15 protein-coding genes, 1 tRNA gene and 1 pseudogene are annotated in these 15,848 nt (G+C 61.0%); 6 read left to right on the top strand and 11 right to left on the bottom strand.

The window, feature by feature from the left end:
* Positions 1-87: 87 nt before the first annotated feature.
* The 5 genes from AB4N42_RS08150 to AB4N42_RS08170 form a co-directional block, all read right to left on the bottom strand.
* A complete protein-coding gene (locus AB4N42_RS08150; protein ID WP_003171603.1) occupies positions 88-1,029 on the bottom strand; it encodes a ribose-phosphate pyrophosphokinase in 942 nt (313 codons plus the stop codon).
* A gap of 47 nt (positions 1,030-1,076) precedes the next feature.
* A tRNA-Gln gene (locus AB4N42_RS08155) sits at positions 1,077-1,151 on the bottom strand.
* Positions 1,152-1,188: 37 nt separating this feature from the next.
* Positions 1,189-2,040: a 4-(cytidine 5'-diphospho)-2-C-methyl-D-erythritol kinase gene (gene ispE, locus AB4N42_RS08160; protein ID WP_460116068.1), complete on the bottom strand. Its 852-nt coding sequence runs from the start codon at positions 2,038-2,040 to the stop codon at positions 1,189-1,191.
* A 1-nt stretch (position 2,041) separates the two neighbouring features.
* On the bottom strand, positions 2,042-2,659 hold the full coding sequence (gene lolB / locus AB4N42_RS08165) for a lipoprotein insertase outer membrane protein LolB (protein WP_030138578.1): 618 nt from the start codon (positions 2,657-2,659) through the stop codon (positions 2,042-2,044).
* Positions 2,660-2,663: 4 nt separating this feature from the next.
* On the bottom strand, positions 2,664-4,388 hold the full coding sequence (locus tag AB4N42_RS08170) for a tetratricopeptide repeat protein (protein ID WP_334598313.1): 1,725 nt from the start codon (positions 4,386-4,388) through the stop codon (positions 2,664-2,666).
* 181 nt (positions 4,389-4,569) lie between these two features.
* Between AB4N42_RS08170 and hemA the strand changes: the two genes are divergently transcribed.
* From hemA to AB4N42_RS08200, 6 genes are all read left to right on the top strand, one after another.
* The gene (gene hemA / locus AB4N42_RS08175; protein WP_030138580.1) at positions 4,570-5,859 is read left to right on the top strand and encodes a glutamyl-tRNA reductase; all 1,290 of its coding nucleotides are present in this window, start codon (positions 4,570-4,572) and stop codon (positions 5,857-5,859) included.
* Positions 5,856-6,938: a peptide chain release factor 1 gene (gene prfA / locus AB4N42_RS08180; protein ID WP_217860320.1), complete on the top strand. Its 1,083-nt coding sequence runs from the start codon at positions 5,856-5,858 to the stop codon at positions 6,936-6,938. The genes hemA and prfA overlap by 4 nt, the downstream gene beginning before the upstream one ends.
* Positions 6,939-6,952: 14 nt before the next feature.
* A complete protein-coding gene (gene prmC / locus AB4N42_RS08185) occupies positions 6,953-7,783 on the top strand; it encodes a peptide chain release factor N(5)-glutamine methyltransferase (protein WP_431144525.1) in 831 nt (276 codons plus the stop codon).
* A complete protein-coding gene (locus tag AB4N42_RS08190) occupies positions 7,777-8,529 on the top strand; it encodes a molybdopterin-synthase adenylyltransferase MoeB (RefSeq protein WP_030138583.1) in 753 nt (250 codons plus the stop codon). The genes prmC and AB4N42_RS08190 overlap by 7 nt, the downstream gene beginning before the upstream one ends.
* Positions 8,526-9,317 carry a glutamate racemase gene (murI, locus tag AB4N42_RS08195; protein ID WP_030138584.1) on the top strand — a complete coding sequence of 264 codons (792 nt, stop codon included), beginning with the start codon at positions 8,526-8,528 and terminating at the stop codon, positions 9,315-9,317. Before AB4N42_RS08190 ends, murI begins: the two co-directional genes overlap by 4 nt.
* A 113-nt stretch (positions 9,318-9,430) precedes the next feature.
* The gene (locus AB4N42_RS08200; protein ID WP_030138585.1) at positions 9,431-9,949 is read left to right on the top strand and encodes an acyloxyacyl hydrolase; all 519 of its coding nucleotides are present in this window, start codon (positions 9,431-9,433) and stop codon (positions 9,947-9,949) included.
* 114 nt (positions 9,950-10,063) lie between these two features.
* Here AB4N42_RS08200 and AB4N42_RS08205 read toward each other — a convergent pair whose 3' ends face one another.
* The 6 genes and pseudogenes from AB4N42_RS08205 to AB4N42_RS08230 form a co-directional block, all read right to left on the bottom strand.
* Positions 10,064-10,369, bottom strand: coding sequence for a YkgJ family cysteine cluster protein (locus tag AB4N42_RS08205; protein ID WP_258648260.1), 306 nt, complete (start codon positions 10,367-10,369; stop codon positions 10,064-10,066).
* Positions 10,370-10,397: 28 nt separating this feature from the next.
* Entirely contained in the window at positions 10,398-11,159 is a 762-nt protein-coding gene (locus AB4N42_RS08210) for an SDR family NAD(P)-dependent oxidoreductase (protein ID WP_460116070.1), read from the bottom strand.
* A 166-nt stretch (positions 11,160-11,325) separates the two neighbouring features.
* On the bottom strand, positions 11,326-12,759 hold the full coding sequence (phrB, locus tag AB4N42_RS08215) for a deoxyribodipyrimidine photo-lyase (protein WP_460116071.1): 1,434 nt from the start codon (positions 12,757-12,759) through the stop codon (positions 11,326-11,328).
* Between the two features lie 12 nt (positions 12,760-12,771).
* Positions 12,772-13,710, bottom strand: a complete 939-nt coding sequence (locus AB4N42_RS08220; protein ID WP_030138589.1) for a MerR family transcriptional regulator — start codon at positions 13,708-13,710, stop codon at positions 12,772-12,774.
* Positions 13,710-14,672: a YbgA family protein gene (locus AB4N42_RS08225; protein WP_198796249.1), complete on the bottom strand. Its 963-nt coding sequence runs from the start codon at positions 14,670-14,672 to the stop codon at positions 13,710-13,712. Before AB4N42_RS08225 ends, AB4N42_RS08220 begins: the two co-directional genes overlap by 1 nt.
* Before the next feature lie 176 nt (positions 14,673-14,848).
* Positions 14,849-15,836 (bottom strand): annotated as a pseudogene (locus AB4N42_RS08230) (NAD(P)/FAD-dependent oxidoreductase).
* Positions 15,837-15,848: the final 12 nt, after the last annotated feature.

Below are 15,848 nucleotides of genomic sequence, written 5' to 3' on the forward strand. Positions count from 1 at the left end.
GGTATGGGCAAAAAAAGCCCCGCCCCAACATGAGTGTTGGGGCGGGGCGCTTTTCGTCAACGAGACATTCAGGAAAGGGCAGGGCCCTTAGCGGAACATCGCACTGATCGATTCTTCATTGCTGATGCGGCGAACCGCCTCGGCAACCACCGGTGCGATATCCAGTTGACGGATACGCGCACAGGCTTGTGCTGCAGCGGACAACGGGATGGTGTTGGTCACCACCAGCTCGTCCAGCACGGAATTTTCAATGTTTTCGATCGCCCGACCGGACAGCACTGGGTGTGTGCAGTAGGCAAAGACCTTGGCAGCGCCATGCTCTTTCAGGGCCTTGGCCGCGTGGCACAGGGTGCCGGCGGTATCGACCATGTCATCGACCAGAATGCAGGTACGCCCTTCGACGTCACCAATGATATGCATCACTTCGGAGTGATTGGCTTTCTCACGGCGTTTGTCGATGATACCCAGATCAACGCCCAGGGATTTGGCAACGGCCCGTGCACGCACGACGCCGCCGATATCCGGGGACACGATCATGAGGTTTTCGAAGCGCTGATCTTCAATGTCATCCACCAGGACTGGGGAGCCGTAGATGTTATCCACGGGAATATCGAAGAAGCCCTGAATCTGGTCAGCATGCAGATCGACCGTGAGTACACGATCGATGCCGACTACGGTCAGCATATCGGCGACGACTTTCGCGCTGATAGCCACACGTGCGGAACGCGGACGGCGATCCTGGCGGGCATAACCAAAGTAAGGAATAACAGCAGTGATACGAGTAGCCGAGGAGCGGCGGAAGGCATCAGCCATCACGACGAGTTCCATCAGGTTATCGTTGGTCGGAGCGCAAGTCGGCTGAATAATGAAGACGTCTTTACCGCGAACGTTTTCATTGATCTCGGCAGTGATTTCGCCGTCGGAGAACTTACCGACAGAAATGTCACCGAGAGGGATATGCAGCTGACGTACGACACGCCGAGCCAGATCGGGGTTGGCGTTCCCCGTAAAGACCATCATCTTGGACACGCGCAGTACCTGAAGGCTGAGGGTATACCTGGATGAGTATAGGAAAATGGCAGGGGCGGCTGGATTCGAACCAACGCATGGCAGGATCAAAACCTGCTGCCTTACCGCTTGGCGACGCCCCTGTATCTGTTGCTGCGAGTGCCCAGCACTCGATTCCTTTTAGAGCAGGCTTTGCAGCTTGCGATGCAACATCGAAACGTTGCTTCCTTTTGCTACAAACCCTGTAAGGGTCTCTGTCAGAAGGGCCGAGACTTTATCAGCTTCAGCTTTGCTTGGGAAGCCCCCAAACACACAACTTCCAGTTCCGGTGAGTTTTGCTTCGGTAAAATTACCTAACAAATTCAATGCGTTACGAACATCTGGATAACGCTTTGCTACCACCGGTAAGCAGTCATTTCGACTGTTTCCCTTGGGAACGGGGCGCACTTTAATGGGAGGAGAGTTACGTGTCAACAGTGGATCTGAAAAAATTTCTGCTGTACTTACAGATACTTGCGGCACCAGCACCAAGTACCAGGGTTCTTCGGGTTCTACCGGCGTGAGTTTTTCCCCCACGCCCTCGGCAAAAGCCGCGTGGCCCCGCACGAAAACCGGCACGTCGGCGCCTAGCGTCAGGCCCAGGGCCGCCAGCCGATCCAAGTCCCAGCCCAGTTGCCACAAATGATTCAGGCCCAGCAAAGTTGTCGCCGCATTCGAGCTGCCGCCACCGATACCGCCGCCCATGGGCAGGATTTTTTCGATCCAGATATCGATGCCCAGCGAACAACCGGATTGTTCCTGGAGTTGTTTTGCGGCCTTGACGATCAGGTTGCTGTCGTGGGGAACGCCAGCGAATTCGGTGTGCAAGCGGATCACGCCATCGTCGCGCACGGCGAAAGTAATCTCGTCGCCGTAGTCCAGGAACTGAAAGATCGTTTGCAGCTCGTGGTAACCGTCCGGTCGCCGGCCGAGGATGTGCAGCATCAGGTTGAGCTTGGCCGGGGAGGGGAGCGTCAGGCGTGTCGCGCTCATGTCATTGCCCCAGCTTGCGCGGCTGCCATTGCTTGATGACCAGCGTGACGTCGAGGTTGCTGCCGTGCAATTTGATGCGTTCCGGCAACCAATAACCGTTCTGCTGGGCATAGCTGAGGTATTCGATCTGCCAGTCGTCCTGTTCCAGGTTGGACAGGCGACTGTCCGCGTCGAGGGTCAAGCGGCTTTTGCTGTCCGGTGCCGGCAGGCCGCGAACCCACCAGGTCAGATGCGACACCGGCAGTTTCCAGCCCAATTGTTCTTCCAGCAGCGCTTCAGGCGTTGGCGCCTCGTAGCGTCCCTGGTTGGCGACTTCCAGCGAAACCTGGCCCGGCCGGCCGGTCAAGCGTGCGGCGCCACGGCCCAGCGGCCCGGAGAGGCGAATGTCGTAGTAATCCTGGCGCTGCAGCCAGAACAAGGTGCCGCTGCCCGAATCCTTCGGCGCGCGAATACCGATCTTGCCGTCGATCTGCCAGCCATCGAGGCCACTCAATTGTTGCTTGTGCTCGCGCCACTGGGCCTGGTTGCCCTGGCCCTGGACGGATTCACGGGCGCCGAAGCCCGCGCAACCGGCGAGCAGGGCGATGAAACTGAAAACGATGAAATGGCGCAAAAACATAATCTTAAAGAGTCTCTGATCCGGTCAGGCGTTTGATGGTGCTGCGCAGGATGGGGCTGTCGGGCTGTTCCTTGAGGAACTTGTCCCAGATCTGCCGGGCTTCGCGTTGCTTGCCGTTGGCCCACAACACTTCACCCAGGTGAGCGGCGACTTCCTGATCGGGAAAGCGCTCCAGCGCCTGGCGCAACAGGCGTTCGGCTTCGTCGAGGTTGCCCAGGCGGAAGTTCACCCAGCCGAGACTGTCGAGTACCGCCGGGTCTTCCGGGTTGATCTGGTGGGCCTGCTCGATCAGCGCCTTGGCTTCATCGTAGCGGGTAGTGCGATCCGACAGGGTGTAGCCAAGGGCGTTGAGGGCCATGGCGTTGTCCGGGTCGCGCTGGATGATCAGGCGCAGGTCTTTCTCCATCTGGGCCAGGTCATTGCGTTTTTCCGCCAGCATGGCGCGGGTATACAGCAGGTTCAGATCGTCCGGGTATTGCTTCAAGGCTTGTTGCAACACGCCCCAGGCCTTGTCGCCCTGGTTGTTGGCCGACAGGGTCTCGGCCTCGATCAGGAAAAGCTGGATACCATAATCCGGCTGGGTGTCGCGCTGGATGGCCAGGCGACTCTGGGCCTCGGCCGTCCTGCCGTTGCCCATCAGGATGTCGGCCTGGCGCAACTGCGCCGGGAGATAATCATTGCCCGGGCCGACCTGGGCGTATTCGATCAGGGCACTCTCGGGGTCGTTGCGCTCCTCGGCGATGCGACCGAGGTTGAGGTGGGCCGAATCGACATGGCTTTCCCGCGCGATCAGGTCTTCCAGGTAGCCCTTGGCCTCTTCCCAAGCCTTGGCTTCCAGGCAGACCAGTGCCAGGGAATAACGCAGGTCATCATCCTCCGGGTACTGCTGCACCAGGCTGGAAAACTCGACCTTGGCGTCGTCCATGCGGTTGTTCTCGACCAGCATGCGCGCATAGGTAAGGCGCAGGCGTTTGTCGTCCGGATATTTCTTGATGCTTTTTTCCATCAGCGGCAGGGCTTCGTCGCCGCGATTCATGCCTTGCAACAGCCGTGCACGCAACAGGATGGGCGCTACTTCGCCTGCCTCTGGCGGGTTGTCTTCCAGCAGGGTGAGGGCGCCCTGGGAGTCGCCGTCCTGTTGCAGCAGCAATGCCTTGCCGAAAATCAGTTGCCCATTGTTCGGATGACGCTGCAGCAGGCGGTCGAAGCTCTTCATCAGGCCGGCGCGGGTTTCCTGGTCGGTATCGGCCGCGGACAGCGCGAGGAAGTCGAAATGGGTGTCGCCCTTGCCCTGCAGGACTTTTTCCATATACGTCATGGCATCGTCATAGCGTCCGGCACGTGCCAGTTGTATGGCGGCAGCGCGTTGCGCTTCCAGATCGTCCGGGGCGTTCTTCGCCCAGATCAGCGCAGTATCCAATGCAGGCTGGTCAGCGCCCAGGTATTCGGCGATGCGAAACGCGCGCTCGGAAATCCCCGGGTCCTGGGTATTGATGGCCTGGGTGACGTAGTTGTCCAGCGCAATATCGAAGCGATTGCGCTGGCCCGCCAGCTCGGCACTCAGCAGGCTGAAGATGGTCTCCTCGCTGAACGAGCCGTAGACCTTGGGCTTTTCGGGGGTCGGGGAACTGTCTTCGACCGGTGGCGTACCGTCCGTCGAAACGGGGGCCATGGACTGGCAGCCGCCGAGGAAGGCAAAAGCGAGGAGCAACGCAAAGGATCTATTCATATAGGAAGAGGACGACTAACCTGCGGTCGGATCATCATGACACAAGCCATCGGTCAAACATAACCGAGTCTCGGCGGATGCTTTATAGGCACAGGTAATTGTGACAATAGTCGGGGGTGGTTGTTCTGGATCTGGCGAAGTAGGACAATTGCCGGCTTCACGTCACCATCAGCGACCTTGAATGGCCTTCCTTGCACTTGGTATTAACCACAAGACTGCTTCAGTAGACGTCCGCGAGCGCGTGGCCTTTACGCCTGAGCAGCTGGTTGAGGCCCTGCAGCAGCTCTGCCGACTCACCGACAGCCGCGAAGCTGCGATCCTCTCCACCTGCAATCGCAGCGAACTTTATATAGAACAGGATCACGTTTCGGCCGATTCAGTGCTGCGCTGGCTGGCCGAATACCATGATTTGAGTCTTGAAGAGCTGCGCTCCAGCGCCTATGTGCACGAAGATGATGCGGCCGTTCGTCACATGATGCGCGTCGCCTCGGGGCTTGATTCGCTGGTGTTGGGCGAGCCGCAGATCCTCGGCCAGATGAAATCGGCGTACGCCGTGGCGCGCGAGGCAGGCACCGTCGGCCCGCTGCTGGGGCGGCTGTTCCAGGCCACGTTCAATGCCGCCAAGCAGGTGCGCACCGACACCGCCATTGGCGAGAACCCGGTGTCCGTGGCGTTTGCCGCGGTCAGCCTGGCGAAGCAGATTTTCAGTGACCTGCAGCGCAGCCAGGCGTTGCTGATCGGTGCCGGCGAGACCATCACCCTGGTTGCCCGCCACCTGCATGACCTGGGCGTGAAACGCATCGTGGTCGCCAACCGCACGCTGGAGCGCGCCAGCACCCTGGCCGAACAGTTTGGCGCCCACGCGGTGCTGCTGTCCGACATTCCCGCCGAGCTGGTACACAGCGACATCGTCATCAGTTCCACCGCCAGCCAGTTGCCGATTCTTGGCAAGGGCGCGGTGGAAAGCGCCTTGAAGCTGCGCAAGCACAAGCCGATCTTCATGGTCGACATTGCCGTGCCGCGTGACATCGAGCCGGAAGTCGGCGAACTGGACGACGTTTACCTCTACAGTGTCGATGACCTGCACGAAGTGGTTGCCGAAAACCTGAAGAGCCGGCAAGGCGCGGCCCAGGCGGCGGAAGAGATGATTACCGTCGGCGCCGAGGATTTCATGGTGCGCCTGCGCGAGCTGGCGGCGGTGGACGTGCTCAAGGCGTATCGTCAGCAAAGTGAACGGCTGCGTGACGAAGAATTGCAAAAGGCCCAGCGCCTGCTGGCCAACGGTGGCAGTGCCGAAGAGGTGCTGGTGCAACTGGCCCGTGGCCTGACCAACAAGCTGCTCCACGCGCCCAGCGTCCAGCTCAAGAAACTGACCGCCGAAGGCCGCCTCGATGCGTTGGCCATGGCCCAGGAACTTTTCGCCCTCGGTGAGGCTTCACCGGATAGCTTTTCGGATAAAAAATCGCAATGAAAGCGTCACTGCTCAATAAGCTGGACATTCTCCAGGACCGTTTCGAGGAACTGACCGCCTTACTGGGCGACGGCGAGGTCATTTCCGACCAGAACAAGTTCCGGACCTACTCCAAGGAGTACGCGGAAGTCGAGCCGATTGTCGCGACCTATAAACAGTTGCTCAAGGTGCAAGGCGATCTCGAGGGCGCCCAGGCGCTGCTCAAGGACAGCGACCCGGACATGCGCGAAATGGCGGTGGAAGAGGTGCGCGAGGCCAAGGAGCAACTGGTCGAGTTGGAAAGCAACCTGCAGCGCATGCTGCTGCCCAAGGATCCGAACGACGGGCGCAACGTGTTCCTTGAAATCCGCGCCGGCACCGGTGGTGACGAGGCGGCGATCTTTTCCGGCGACCTGTTTCGCATGTACTCGCGCTACGCCGAGCGTCGTGGCTGGCGTGTGGAAATCCTCTCGGAGAACGAAGGCGAACACGGCGGCTATAAAGAAGTCATCGCCCGGGTCGAGGGTGACAACGTCTATGGCAAGCTGAAATTCGAATCCGGCGCCCACCGCGTACAACGTGTGCCGGCCACCGAATCCCAGGGCCGCATCCACACATCCGCCTGCACCGTGGCGGTGTTGCCCGAGCCGGACGAACAGGAAGCCATCGAGATCAACCCGGCGGACCTGCGGATCGACACCTACCGCTCCTCCGGCGCGGGCGGCCAGCACGTCAACAAGACCGATTCGGCGATCCGCATCACGCACTTGCCCTCGGGCATCGTGGTCGAGTGCCAGGAAGAGCGCTCCCAGCACAAGAACCGCGCGCGGGCGATGTCCTGGTTGTCGGCCAAGCTCAACGACCAGCAGACCAGCGCCGCCGCCAACGCCATCGCCAGCGAGCGGAAATTGTTGGTGGGCTCGGGTGATCGTTCCGAGCGGATCCGTACCTACAACTTTGCCCAGGGCCGGGTCACCGACCATCGCGTCAACCTGACCCTGTATTCCCTGGATGAAATCCTTGCCGGTGGTGTCGACGCGGTGATCGAGCCCTTGCTGGCCGAATACCAGGCCGACCAGTTGGCCGCGATTGGCGAATAGGCACAGGTGAATAAATGACCATCATTGCCAGTCTGTTACGCGCCGCCGAGCTGCCGGATTCGCCCACGCCACGGCTGGACGCCGAGTTGCTGCTGGCCGCTGCGCTGGGCAAGTCCCGCAGCTTCCTGCACACCTGGCCCGAGCGGATCGTACCCAGCGAGGCGGCGCTGTTGTTTTCCGAGTACCTGCGTCGCCGTCGCTCCGGTGAGCCGGTGGCCTACATTCTCGGGCAGCAGGGCTTCTGGAAACTGGACCTGGAGGTGGCGCCCCATACGCTGATCCCGCGCCCCGACACCGAGCTGCTGGTGGAAACCGCGTTGGCCTTGCTGCCGGCCACGCCGGCCCGGGTCCTGGACCTCGGCACCGGCAGCGGCGCGATAGCCCTGGCGTTGGCCAGCGAGCGCCCGGCCTGGACAGTCACGGCGGTCGATCGGGTGCTCGAAGCGGTGGCCCTGGCCGAACGCAATCGCCAGCGCCTGGACCTGCGCAACGTGACGGTGGCGAGCAGTCACTGGTTCAGCGCCCTGGAGGGCAAACGTTTCGAATTGATCATCAGCAACCCGCCCTATATCGCCGCCAGCGACCCGCACCTGGCCGAGGGCGACGTGCGGTTCGAGCCGGCCAGTGCGCTGGTCGCGGGGCCGGACGGGCTTGATGACTTGCGCGCGATCGTTGACCTGGCCCCCGATCATCTCGAGGCGGGCGGCTGGTTGATGCTCGAACACGGTTACGACCAGGCTGAACCGGTGCGCGACCTGTTGAGCGGCCGAGGGTTCGCCGAAGTCCACAGTCGCAAGGACCTGGGCAATCATGAACGCATCAGCCTGGGACGCCTGCCGTGCTGAACGATCAGGAATTGCTGCGCTATAGCCGACAGATTCTGCTGCAACACGTCGACATCGATGGGCAGTTGCGCCTCAAGCAGGGCCGCGTGTTGATCATCGGCCTGGGCGGCCTCGGCGCTCCGGTGGCGTTGTACCTCGCCGCCGCTGGCGTTGGCGAGATGCACTTGGCGGACTTCGACACGGTCGACCTGACCAACCTCCAGCGGCAGATCATCCACGACACCGACAGCGTCGGCCTGAGCAAAGTCGAATCGGCGGTGCGGCGCCTGACCGCCATCAATCCCGAGGTCCGGCTGGTGCCTCACACGGCTGCGATGGACGAAGACAGCCTGGCAGATGCCGTGGCGGCGGTGGACGTGGTGCTGGATTGCTCGGACAATTTTTCCACGCGCGAAGCGGTGAACGCTGCCTGTGTGGCGGCGGGCAAGCCATTGGTCAGCGGCGCGGCGATTCGTCTGGAAGGACAGTTATCGGTGTTCGATCCGCGTCGCGCCGAAAGTCCGTGTTACCACTGCCTCTACGGTCACGGCAGCGAAGCTGAATTGACCTGCAGCGAGGCCGGCGTACTTGGCCCGCTCGTGGGGTTGGTGGGCAGCCTCCAGGCGCTCGAAGCCTTGAAGCTGCTGGCCGGTTTTGGTGAGCCGCTGGTGGGGCGCTTGCTGTTGATCGATGCCTTGGGCACGCGTTTTCGCGAATTGCGGGTCAAGCGTGATCCGGGTTGCAGCGTCTGTGGCAAGCCGACATGAGTGAAGCGCCGGTCGGTGTGTTCGATTCCGGGGTCGGCGGGCTGTCGGTGCTGGGTGAGATCCGTCGGTTGCTGCCCAATGAATCTCTCCTGTATATCGCTGACTGCGGGCATATCCCTTACGGCGAGAAGAGCCCGGAATTCATTCGCGAGCGATGCGCGATCATTGCGGGCTTTCTCCAGCGCGAAGGCGCCAAGGCGCTGGTGGTCGCTTGCAACACTGCGACGGTAGCCGGCGTGGCCGACCTGCGTCGCGATTACCCCGAGTGGCCCATCGTCGGCATGGAGCCAGCGGTCAAGCCCGCCGCCGCCGCCACACGAAGCGGCATCGTGGGTGTGCTGGCAACCACGGGCACCTTGCAGAGCGCCAAGTTCGCCGCGTTGCTCGATCGTTTTGCCACGGATGTGCGGGTCATCACGCAGCCCTGCCCAGGGCTGGTGGAATTGATCGAGGCCGGTGACTTGAACAGCCCGGCCTTGCTTCAATTGCTACAAGGCTACGTCACTCCCTTGCTGGCGGCCGGTTGCGACACATTGATCCTCGGCTGCACGCACTATCCATTCCTCAAGCCGTTGCTCAAGCAAATGGTTCCTGAACATATCAGCCTGATCGACACGGGCGCCGCCGTGGCTCGGCAACTTCAACGCCTGTTGGCCGAACGGAATCTACTGGCCCACGGGCCGGCCAGTGAAGCGCAATTCTGGACCAGTTCGGATCCGCTACATTTAAGAAAAATCCTACCGACTCTATGGGATTCGTCTGACATTGTGCGAAACTTCGAACTGTAAAAAAAACGTGAAAATTGTGTAAATCGAGCTGAACTTCTGTTTTGGCGCCGATTTCTATAGCTCTGTCTGTTGTAAGAAAAAACTAACTAGGCTGTCGGAAAAGGATGTTTCTAATGAAGCGCTTATTCTGCTTTGCCGCGTTTGCGGCTGCATTGCTGGGGCACACTTACACCGCGCAGGCAGCGGGCGTCGAGTTCGGGGTAGGCCAGACTGGCGACTCGACCATGACCTACCGCCTGGGCATGCAATTCGATTGGGACAAAAGTTGGTTGCAGAGCGACGTGGGGCGCCTGACCGGTTACTGGAGCGGTGCCTACACGTACTGGGAGGGGGATGAGACCTCCAGCAACCATAGCTTGTCGTTTTCGCCGGTATTTGTGTACGAATTTGCCGGTCAGAATGTGAAGCCTTATATCGAGGCGGGCGTGGGCGTTGCGTTGTTTGAAAACACCGAAGTGGAAAGCAACAAGCTGGGCACGGCGTTCCAGTTCGAGGATCGCATCGGTTTCGGCCTGCGCTTCAAGGGTGGGCATGAAGTGGGCATCCGCGCCACTCATTACTCCAACGCCGGCATCAAGTCGACCAACGACGGTGTGGAAAGCTACGCGCTGCACTACACGATGCCGTTGTAACACTCGATCCTGTGGGGGCGGGCTTGCTCGCGAATGCGTAGTGTCAGTCACATCAATGCTGGCTGAACCGCCGCTTTCGCGAGCAAGCCCACTCCCCCAATAAACGCGGATTTCCTACCGATACGCCGTCGCAATGCCCTGTCGCTCCTCCAGGCATTCCGGCGCACCCATTTCGAATTCCCTGCAAATCAGCGGACGCCTCTCGTAGATCGTGCACATCATGCTGTCGCGATCCAGCGCTGCGCACCAGCCATCGTCGAGCCGCAGCATGACTTCCCCTCCCCAATCGTCGGTGTCGATAAACCGCTCGGGAACGCCGGTGTCGGTGATGAGCATGACTTCGAGCTGGCAGCAGCACGCCGCGCAGGTCGAGCAGGTGACGACCGGCGCGGGGAGTTCAACGAGAGGGATGGTTTTCATGGGGCGCAGTGTAAGGCAACCGGGCCGATCAGGGTTGTCCCTTGATCGGGGATTGTCCTGCTTTTTGGCAGGCGGCGATGTCGCCTTGGGTGGGGTCGCTTGATGACGGTAACGGCCAGAGCTTCGTCAGGGAGGCAGCAGGCAAGGCCATCTCGTGGGGGCGTTCCTCCAATTGCGTCAGTATGTGGCTCGCTGCCGTTTCAGCGGTCCATCGGGCCAGCACTGAAAAATCCTCATCGACACCTGTCGCCGAATTGCCGAAGCCAGGGATGACCAATGTGAGGTCGATCCCCTTGGAGGCCAGGTCGGCACGCACTGACTCGAATACTTGGCGCATCGCGTTGCCGTCGCCCTCGGCTTGCGAGGGTCGCAAGTAAGTGACCGGGCTGGTGATGCCCACCAGATGCGGCTCGGCTCCCTGGTGTAACAATGGACGCGCCGTCTCGATGCAGAAACTCGCTGCAAGCAAATTGCTGCGAATGATGTGTTCAATCAGTGTGCTATCGGTGGGTTGGCCGGCAACGTATTCAGCCGTGCCTGCATTGATGATCACTGTATCCAGTGCTCCCCATTCCTGGGCAAGCCGCTGGCCAATCTCTCGAACGGTCTGGCTGTCGGTCAAGCTGCCCGGCACCATCAGCACCTGGCCGGGAAATTGTTGTGAAAGGGTCTCGCAAGAGGGCGCGACGCGGGAACTCACGGCCAACTGCCCTCCGGCCTGAAGAATCGCTTCGGCCAACGCAACCCCCAATCCATTACTGGCACCGGTCAGCCAATATTTTCGCGCCATCGTTCTCCCCTTTTTGCGCACAGCCTTGATTTGAAAGAACCAGGCTTGGACCGTGCATCCTGCACAATGCCTTTAATGGCCCCTTCGATTAGTCAGACTACATAGCCTTCACAACTGATTGCATCCGGTCTTCAACAATTTCATGTTCGGTGATCGGCCATCCATGTCATCCCATGTCTTGTCGCGCTGGCAGATTCCTGAAGGCTGTCAGCGCACGTGCTCGGGATTCGGCCAGGTCGACGATCGGCCGATGGTATTGCACCGCGTCAAACAGATTGCCTTGTGCATTTGGGCTATGGACCCGTAGCCCGTCGAGATCGTTCAGTTCAGGTATCCATCGTTTGATAAATAGTCCCTCGCGATCAAATTTTTCCGATTGGCTCAAGGGGTTGAAGATGCGGAACCAGGGCGCGGAATCCGTGCCGGTGGAAGCACTCCACTGCCAGCCGCCATTGTTGGCGGCCAAGTCCCCGTCGATCAGGTGGCGCATGAAAAAACGTTCGCCTTCGCGCCAGTCGATCAGCAAATTCTTGGTCAGGAACATGGCGACCACCATCCGCAGGCGGTTGTGCATCCAGCCGGTCTCCAATAATTGACGCATGGCCGCGTCGATAATCGGCAGGCCGGTGCGGCCCTGCTGCCAGGCTTCCAATTCGTCGGGAGCCTTGCGCCAGGCCAGCGCTTCGGTTTCCGGGCGGAACGCGCGATGGCGCGACACGCGTGGATAGCCCACAAGAATGTGTTTATAGAACTCGCGCCAGAGCAATTCATTGATCCAGGCCACGGTACCGGCACTTCCGCTCTCGAATTCGCCCTGGTTGGCTTGCAGCGCAGCGTGCAGGCACTGGCGTGGTGAAACAACGCCGGCCACCAGATAGGCCGAAAGCTGGCTGGTGCCGGGGTGGGCGGGGAAGTCGCGCTCTCGCTGGTATTCATCGATGTGTTGATCGATAAAGGCGTCCAGCCGCCGTCGGGCCTCGTTCTCGCCGGCAGGCCAGAGGGCACGTAGCGCCTCGCTGGGAGGTGCGAAACCTTCGACGTGTGCGGGCACCGGATCGCTGGCGATGGCCGTGCGGGCTTGTCCGGTCGGCGCGGGAACCAGATTGGGTAGCGAAAGGTTCAAGCGCTGGTAGCACACCTTGCGAAACTGGCTGAACACTTGGAAATAGTTGCCGGTCCTGGTCAGGACGCTGCCGGGCCGGAACAGCAGTTGATCAAGGTAACCGTGGAACGCCACGCCTTGATCCTTCAGGGTTCGAGCAACCTCGCCATCACGCCGGGTTTCGTTCACGCCGTATTCTTCGTTGGCATGCACGGCGCTGATATTCAATTCGCGACACAGTGTTGCCAGCACCTGGGGCGCCTGGTCCCAGTGCGAAGCGTGGCGAATCAGCAGCGGAATGTTCAATGTGTTCAGCGCCGCACTCAACGAGGCGAGGTTGCGCAGCCAGAAATCGATCTTGCAGGGAGCATCGTCATGGGCGCGCCATTGCCCGGGGCTCATCAGGTACACCGCCACGCAGGGGCCCGCGGCTGCGGCTGCCGCCAGGGCGGTGTTGTCGTGCAGGCGCAAGTCGCTGCGCAGCCAGATCAGTTGCATGCGGTCTTTCATCTACAGGAGTTCTCTGCGGCTCAGCTCGCGGTAAGCGGCCAGTGGGTCTTCGGCCCAGGACACGTCCAGCGTCGAGACGCCTGTGGATAACCTGGCTTGATGGATCGACGCGGCCGGGCCGGCGATGATGATCGGGCAGTCGATTGCATTCAGCAGCCTGGGCAGTTGGGACAGGTCCAGGGCGTGGTTGGAATACACCAGCACGGCGCGAACCTTGAGGCGTTCGACCGCCAGGGCCAACTCTCCGGCAGGCAGCGGCCCGTCAAGTATTTCCACGGGGCAATCGGCGCTGCTGGCGAGCCAGGCGGTGAGCCACAAGCAGGGTTCCTGATGTGATTGCGATTGATTGACCAGCAGCAACGGCGCGCCACGCAGCTGGCGGTTGTTGTGATAAATCCGGCTGCCGAATTTGCTGCGCAGCCAAGTGTGGAAAAACACCTGCTCCAGTTGCGCGCCGAACTGGCCTTGCCAGCGCGTTTGCAACTCGGCCAGCAAGGGCAGCAACAACTGTTCGCAGACTGTCCGCGGCGGATACAGCGCCATCGCCTGGTTGATCAGGTCGTCGACCTGACGCTCGGCCAGTTGTGTCACGGCCAGCAGCAAGGCATGGCGCTGGCGTTGCCATTCGTCCTGCACGGGCTCTTCGGGTGGTTGCGGCGTCTCGAGCAACGGCTTGATCTTGCTCACCGCCACGCCGCGATTGATCCAGGTGAGGATGCTCTGGATCCGCTGCACATGCTCGGCATTGAACAGGCGATGACCCTTGGCGGTGCGGTGCGGCACGATCAAGCCGTAGCGTCGCTCCCAGGCCCGCAGCGTGACGGCATTGACGCCGGTTTGCCGGGCCACTTCGCGGATGGGAAGCCAGCCCTGCGCCAGTGCCTCGGCAAAATCGACGCCGAGGTCTTCGCTGGCGCTTGAATCAGGTTTCGTGTTCATCAAATGGCGTTTCGCAAGCTGAGATTTTCCGGGTGAGGTTGCAGGTACACCTGCTGCGCCAGATAAGGGTCGGGGTGCTGGCGCAGGTGGTGCTTGAGCAGTGTCAGCGGTACCACCAGCGGCACGATGCCGAGGCGATATTGCGCGATGAGGTGTTGCACTTCCTGCTTGTCATCGGCATCGATGGCGCGCTTGAGATAGCCGCTCAAGTGCTGGAGTACGTTGGTGTGGGTACGGCGGGTAGCGCATTTTTTCAAGGCGGCCATCAAGGCGCTGAAATAACGTGCGCCCAATTCGTCGGGATCGCCCTTGCCCATGTTGCCCAACAAATTGCCCAGTGCCTTGTACTGCACTGGGTTGTGGGCCATCAGCAGGTATTTGTAGCGCGAGTGAAATTCGATGAGGTCACGTCGGGTCAGGCCTCGCTGGCGCAGCGGTTGCCAGGCCGCATAGGCGAACACGCGCGTCAGGAAATTCTCCCGCAGCACCGGGTCATTCAGGCGGCCATCTTCCTCCACCGGCAGGTCCGGATGACGCTCGCAAAAAGCCTGGGCATAGATGCCTCGTCCACCGCCGTCCTGGGGCACGCCGTTGTGATCGTAGACCTTGACCCGTTCCAGCCCGCAGGAAGGGGATTTCTGCATGAAGATATAGCCACAGATACCCTCCAACTCCCCGGCCATCTGCCGTCCGTATTCGGCCAACGGTCCCGTCACGTCGAGGTCGCGATTCACCGTGCCGACCGCGTCAGGATGCTCTGGGTTGCCCACCAGGCGAATCGGCTCGCGGGGAATGCCCAGGCCGATGGCGACCTCGGGGCACACCGGGACGAAATCGAAGTATTCCGTGAGCGTGCGACTGCACAGTGGCGATTGTTTATGCCCGCCGTTAAAGCGAACTTCAGCGCCCATCAGGCAGGCGCTGATGGCAATTCTGGGTTTGGCATGGGCTTCGCTGGGCATGGGCGACCTCTGATGGCTTAATCTTGTACAGTTTTTGTTTTCTGTACAATATTTTCATCATAGGTCCGAACGGGCACAAGTCAACCGCGAATTGAACGAGCGGAGTTCATGACACATTGGCGCGGGATGGGCTGCTGTCTTTTGCGACAGCAGCGAGCGGTACGGGATGACACGATTCACTGAAGACTGGCGTGCAAGCGGCGAGCGGCCTCCTGGCCGCTGAGCCAGGCGCCTTCGACCCGGCCGGACAGGCACCAGTCGCCACACACATACAAACCCAGGTCCGCGTCCGCCAGTGCGCCCCATTCATGACTGCCGGCAGGGCGCGCATACAGCCAGCGATGGGCCACGCTGAAGCTCGGCGCTGGCATCGCGCTGTGCAACAGTTCGGCGAAGGCACCGTGCAAATGTTCGATAACCGCTTCCTTGGGCATGTCGATGTGCTGGCGGCTCCAGTCACTCGTGGCGTGCAGCACCCACGTGTCGAGCTTGCTGTCGCGCCCCGGTTTGCTGCGGTTGCGCGCCAGCCAGTCGAGGGGGCTGTCTTGTACGAAGCAGCCTTCCATAGGTGTATCCAGGGGATGTTCGAAGGCCAGCGCCACGGCCCAGGTAGGGTCCATTTTTACCCCGGCGGCGACCCCGGCCAGTTTCGGCACGGCCGCCAGCAACGCGGTGGCCTGGGGCAGCCGGCGTGGCGATGATCACCTGGCCGAAGGGGCCATGGGTGAACCCTTCCGCGTCCTGCAGGTGCCAGTGTTCCTGGCCGCGAAACACCTCGGTGATGCGGCAGGCGAATTGCACCTGCAGTTCGCCGAGCAGGGCGCGGGTAATGGCGCTCATGCGAGGGGTTCCGACCCAGCGGGTCTGTTCGTCGGGGGAGGGGCTCATTTGCCCCTCCTGATAATGATAAAGCTGCGGGTTCCACTCCGCCGCCCAGCCGTTGGCTTGCCAGCGCTGGACTTCCGTGACGAAGCGCCGATCGCGGGCGGTGAAATATTGTGCGCCCATGTCCAGGGCGCCAGCGTCACTGCGCTTGCTCGACATGCGACCGCCGCTGCCGTGGCTTTTGTCGAAGAGTTGGATGACGTGCCCGGCCTCCGTCAGGGCCTGGGCGGCTGATAACCCGGCGATGCCGGTACCGATGATTGCGATAGGTACAGTCATGAGGGCCTCGTT

This window comes from Pseudomonas sp. H2_D02, from assembly GCF_054677635.1.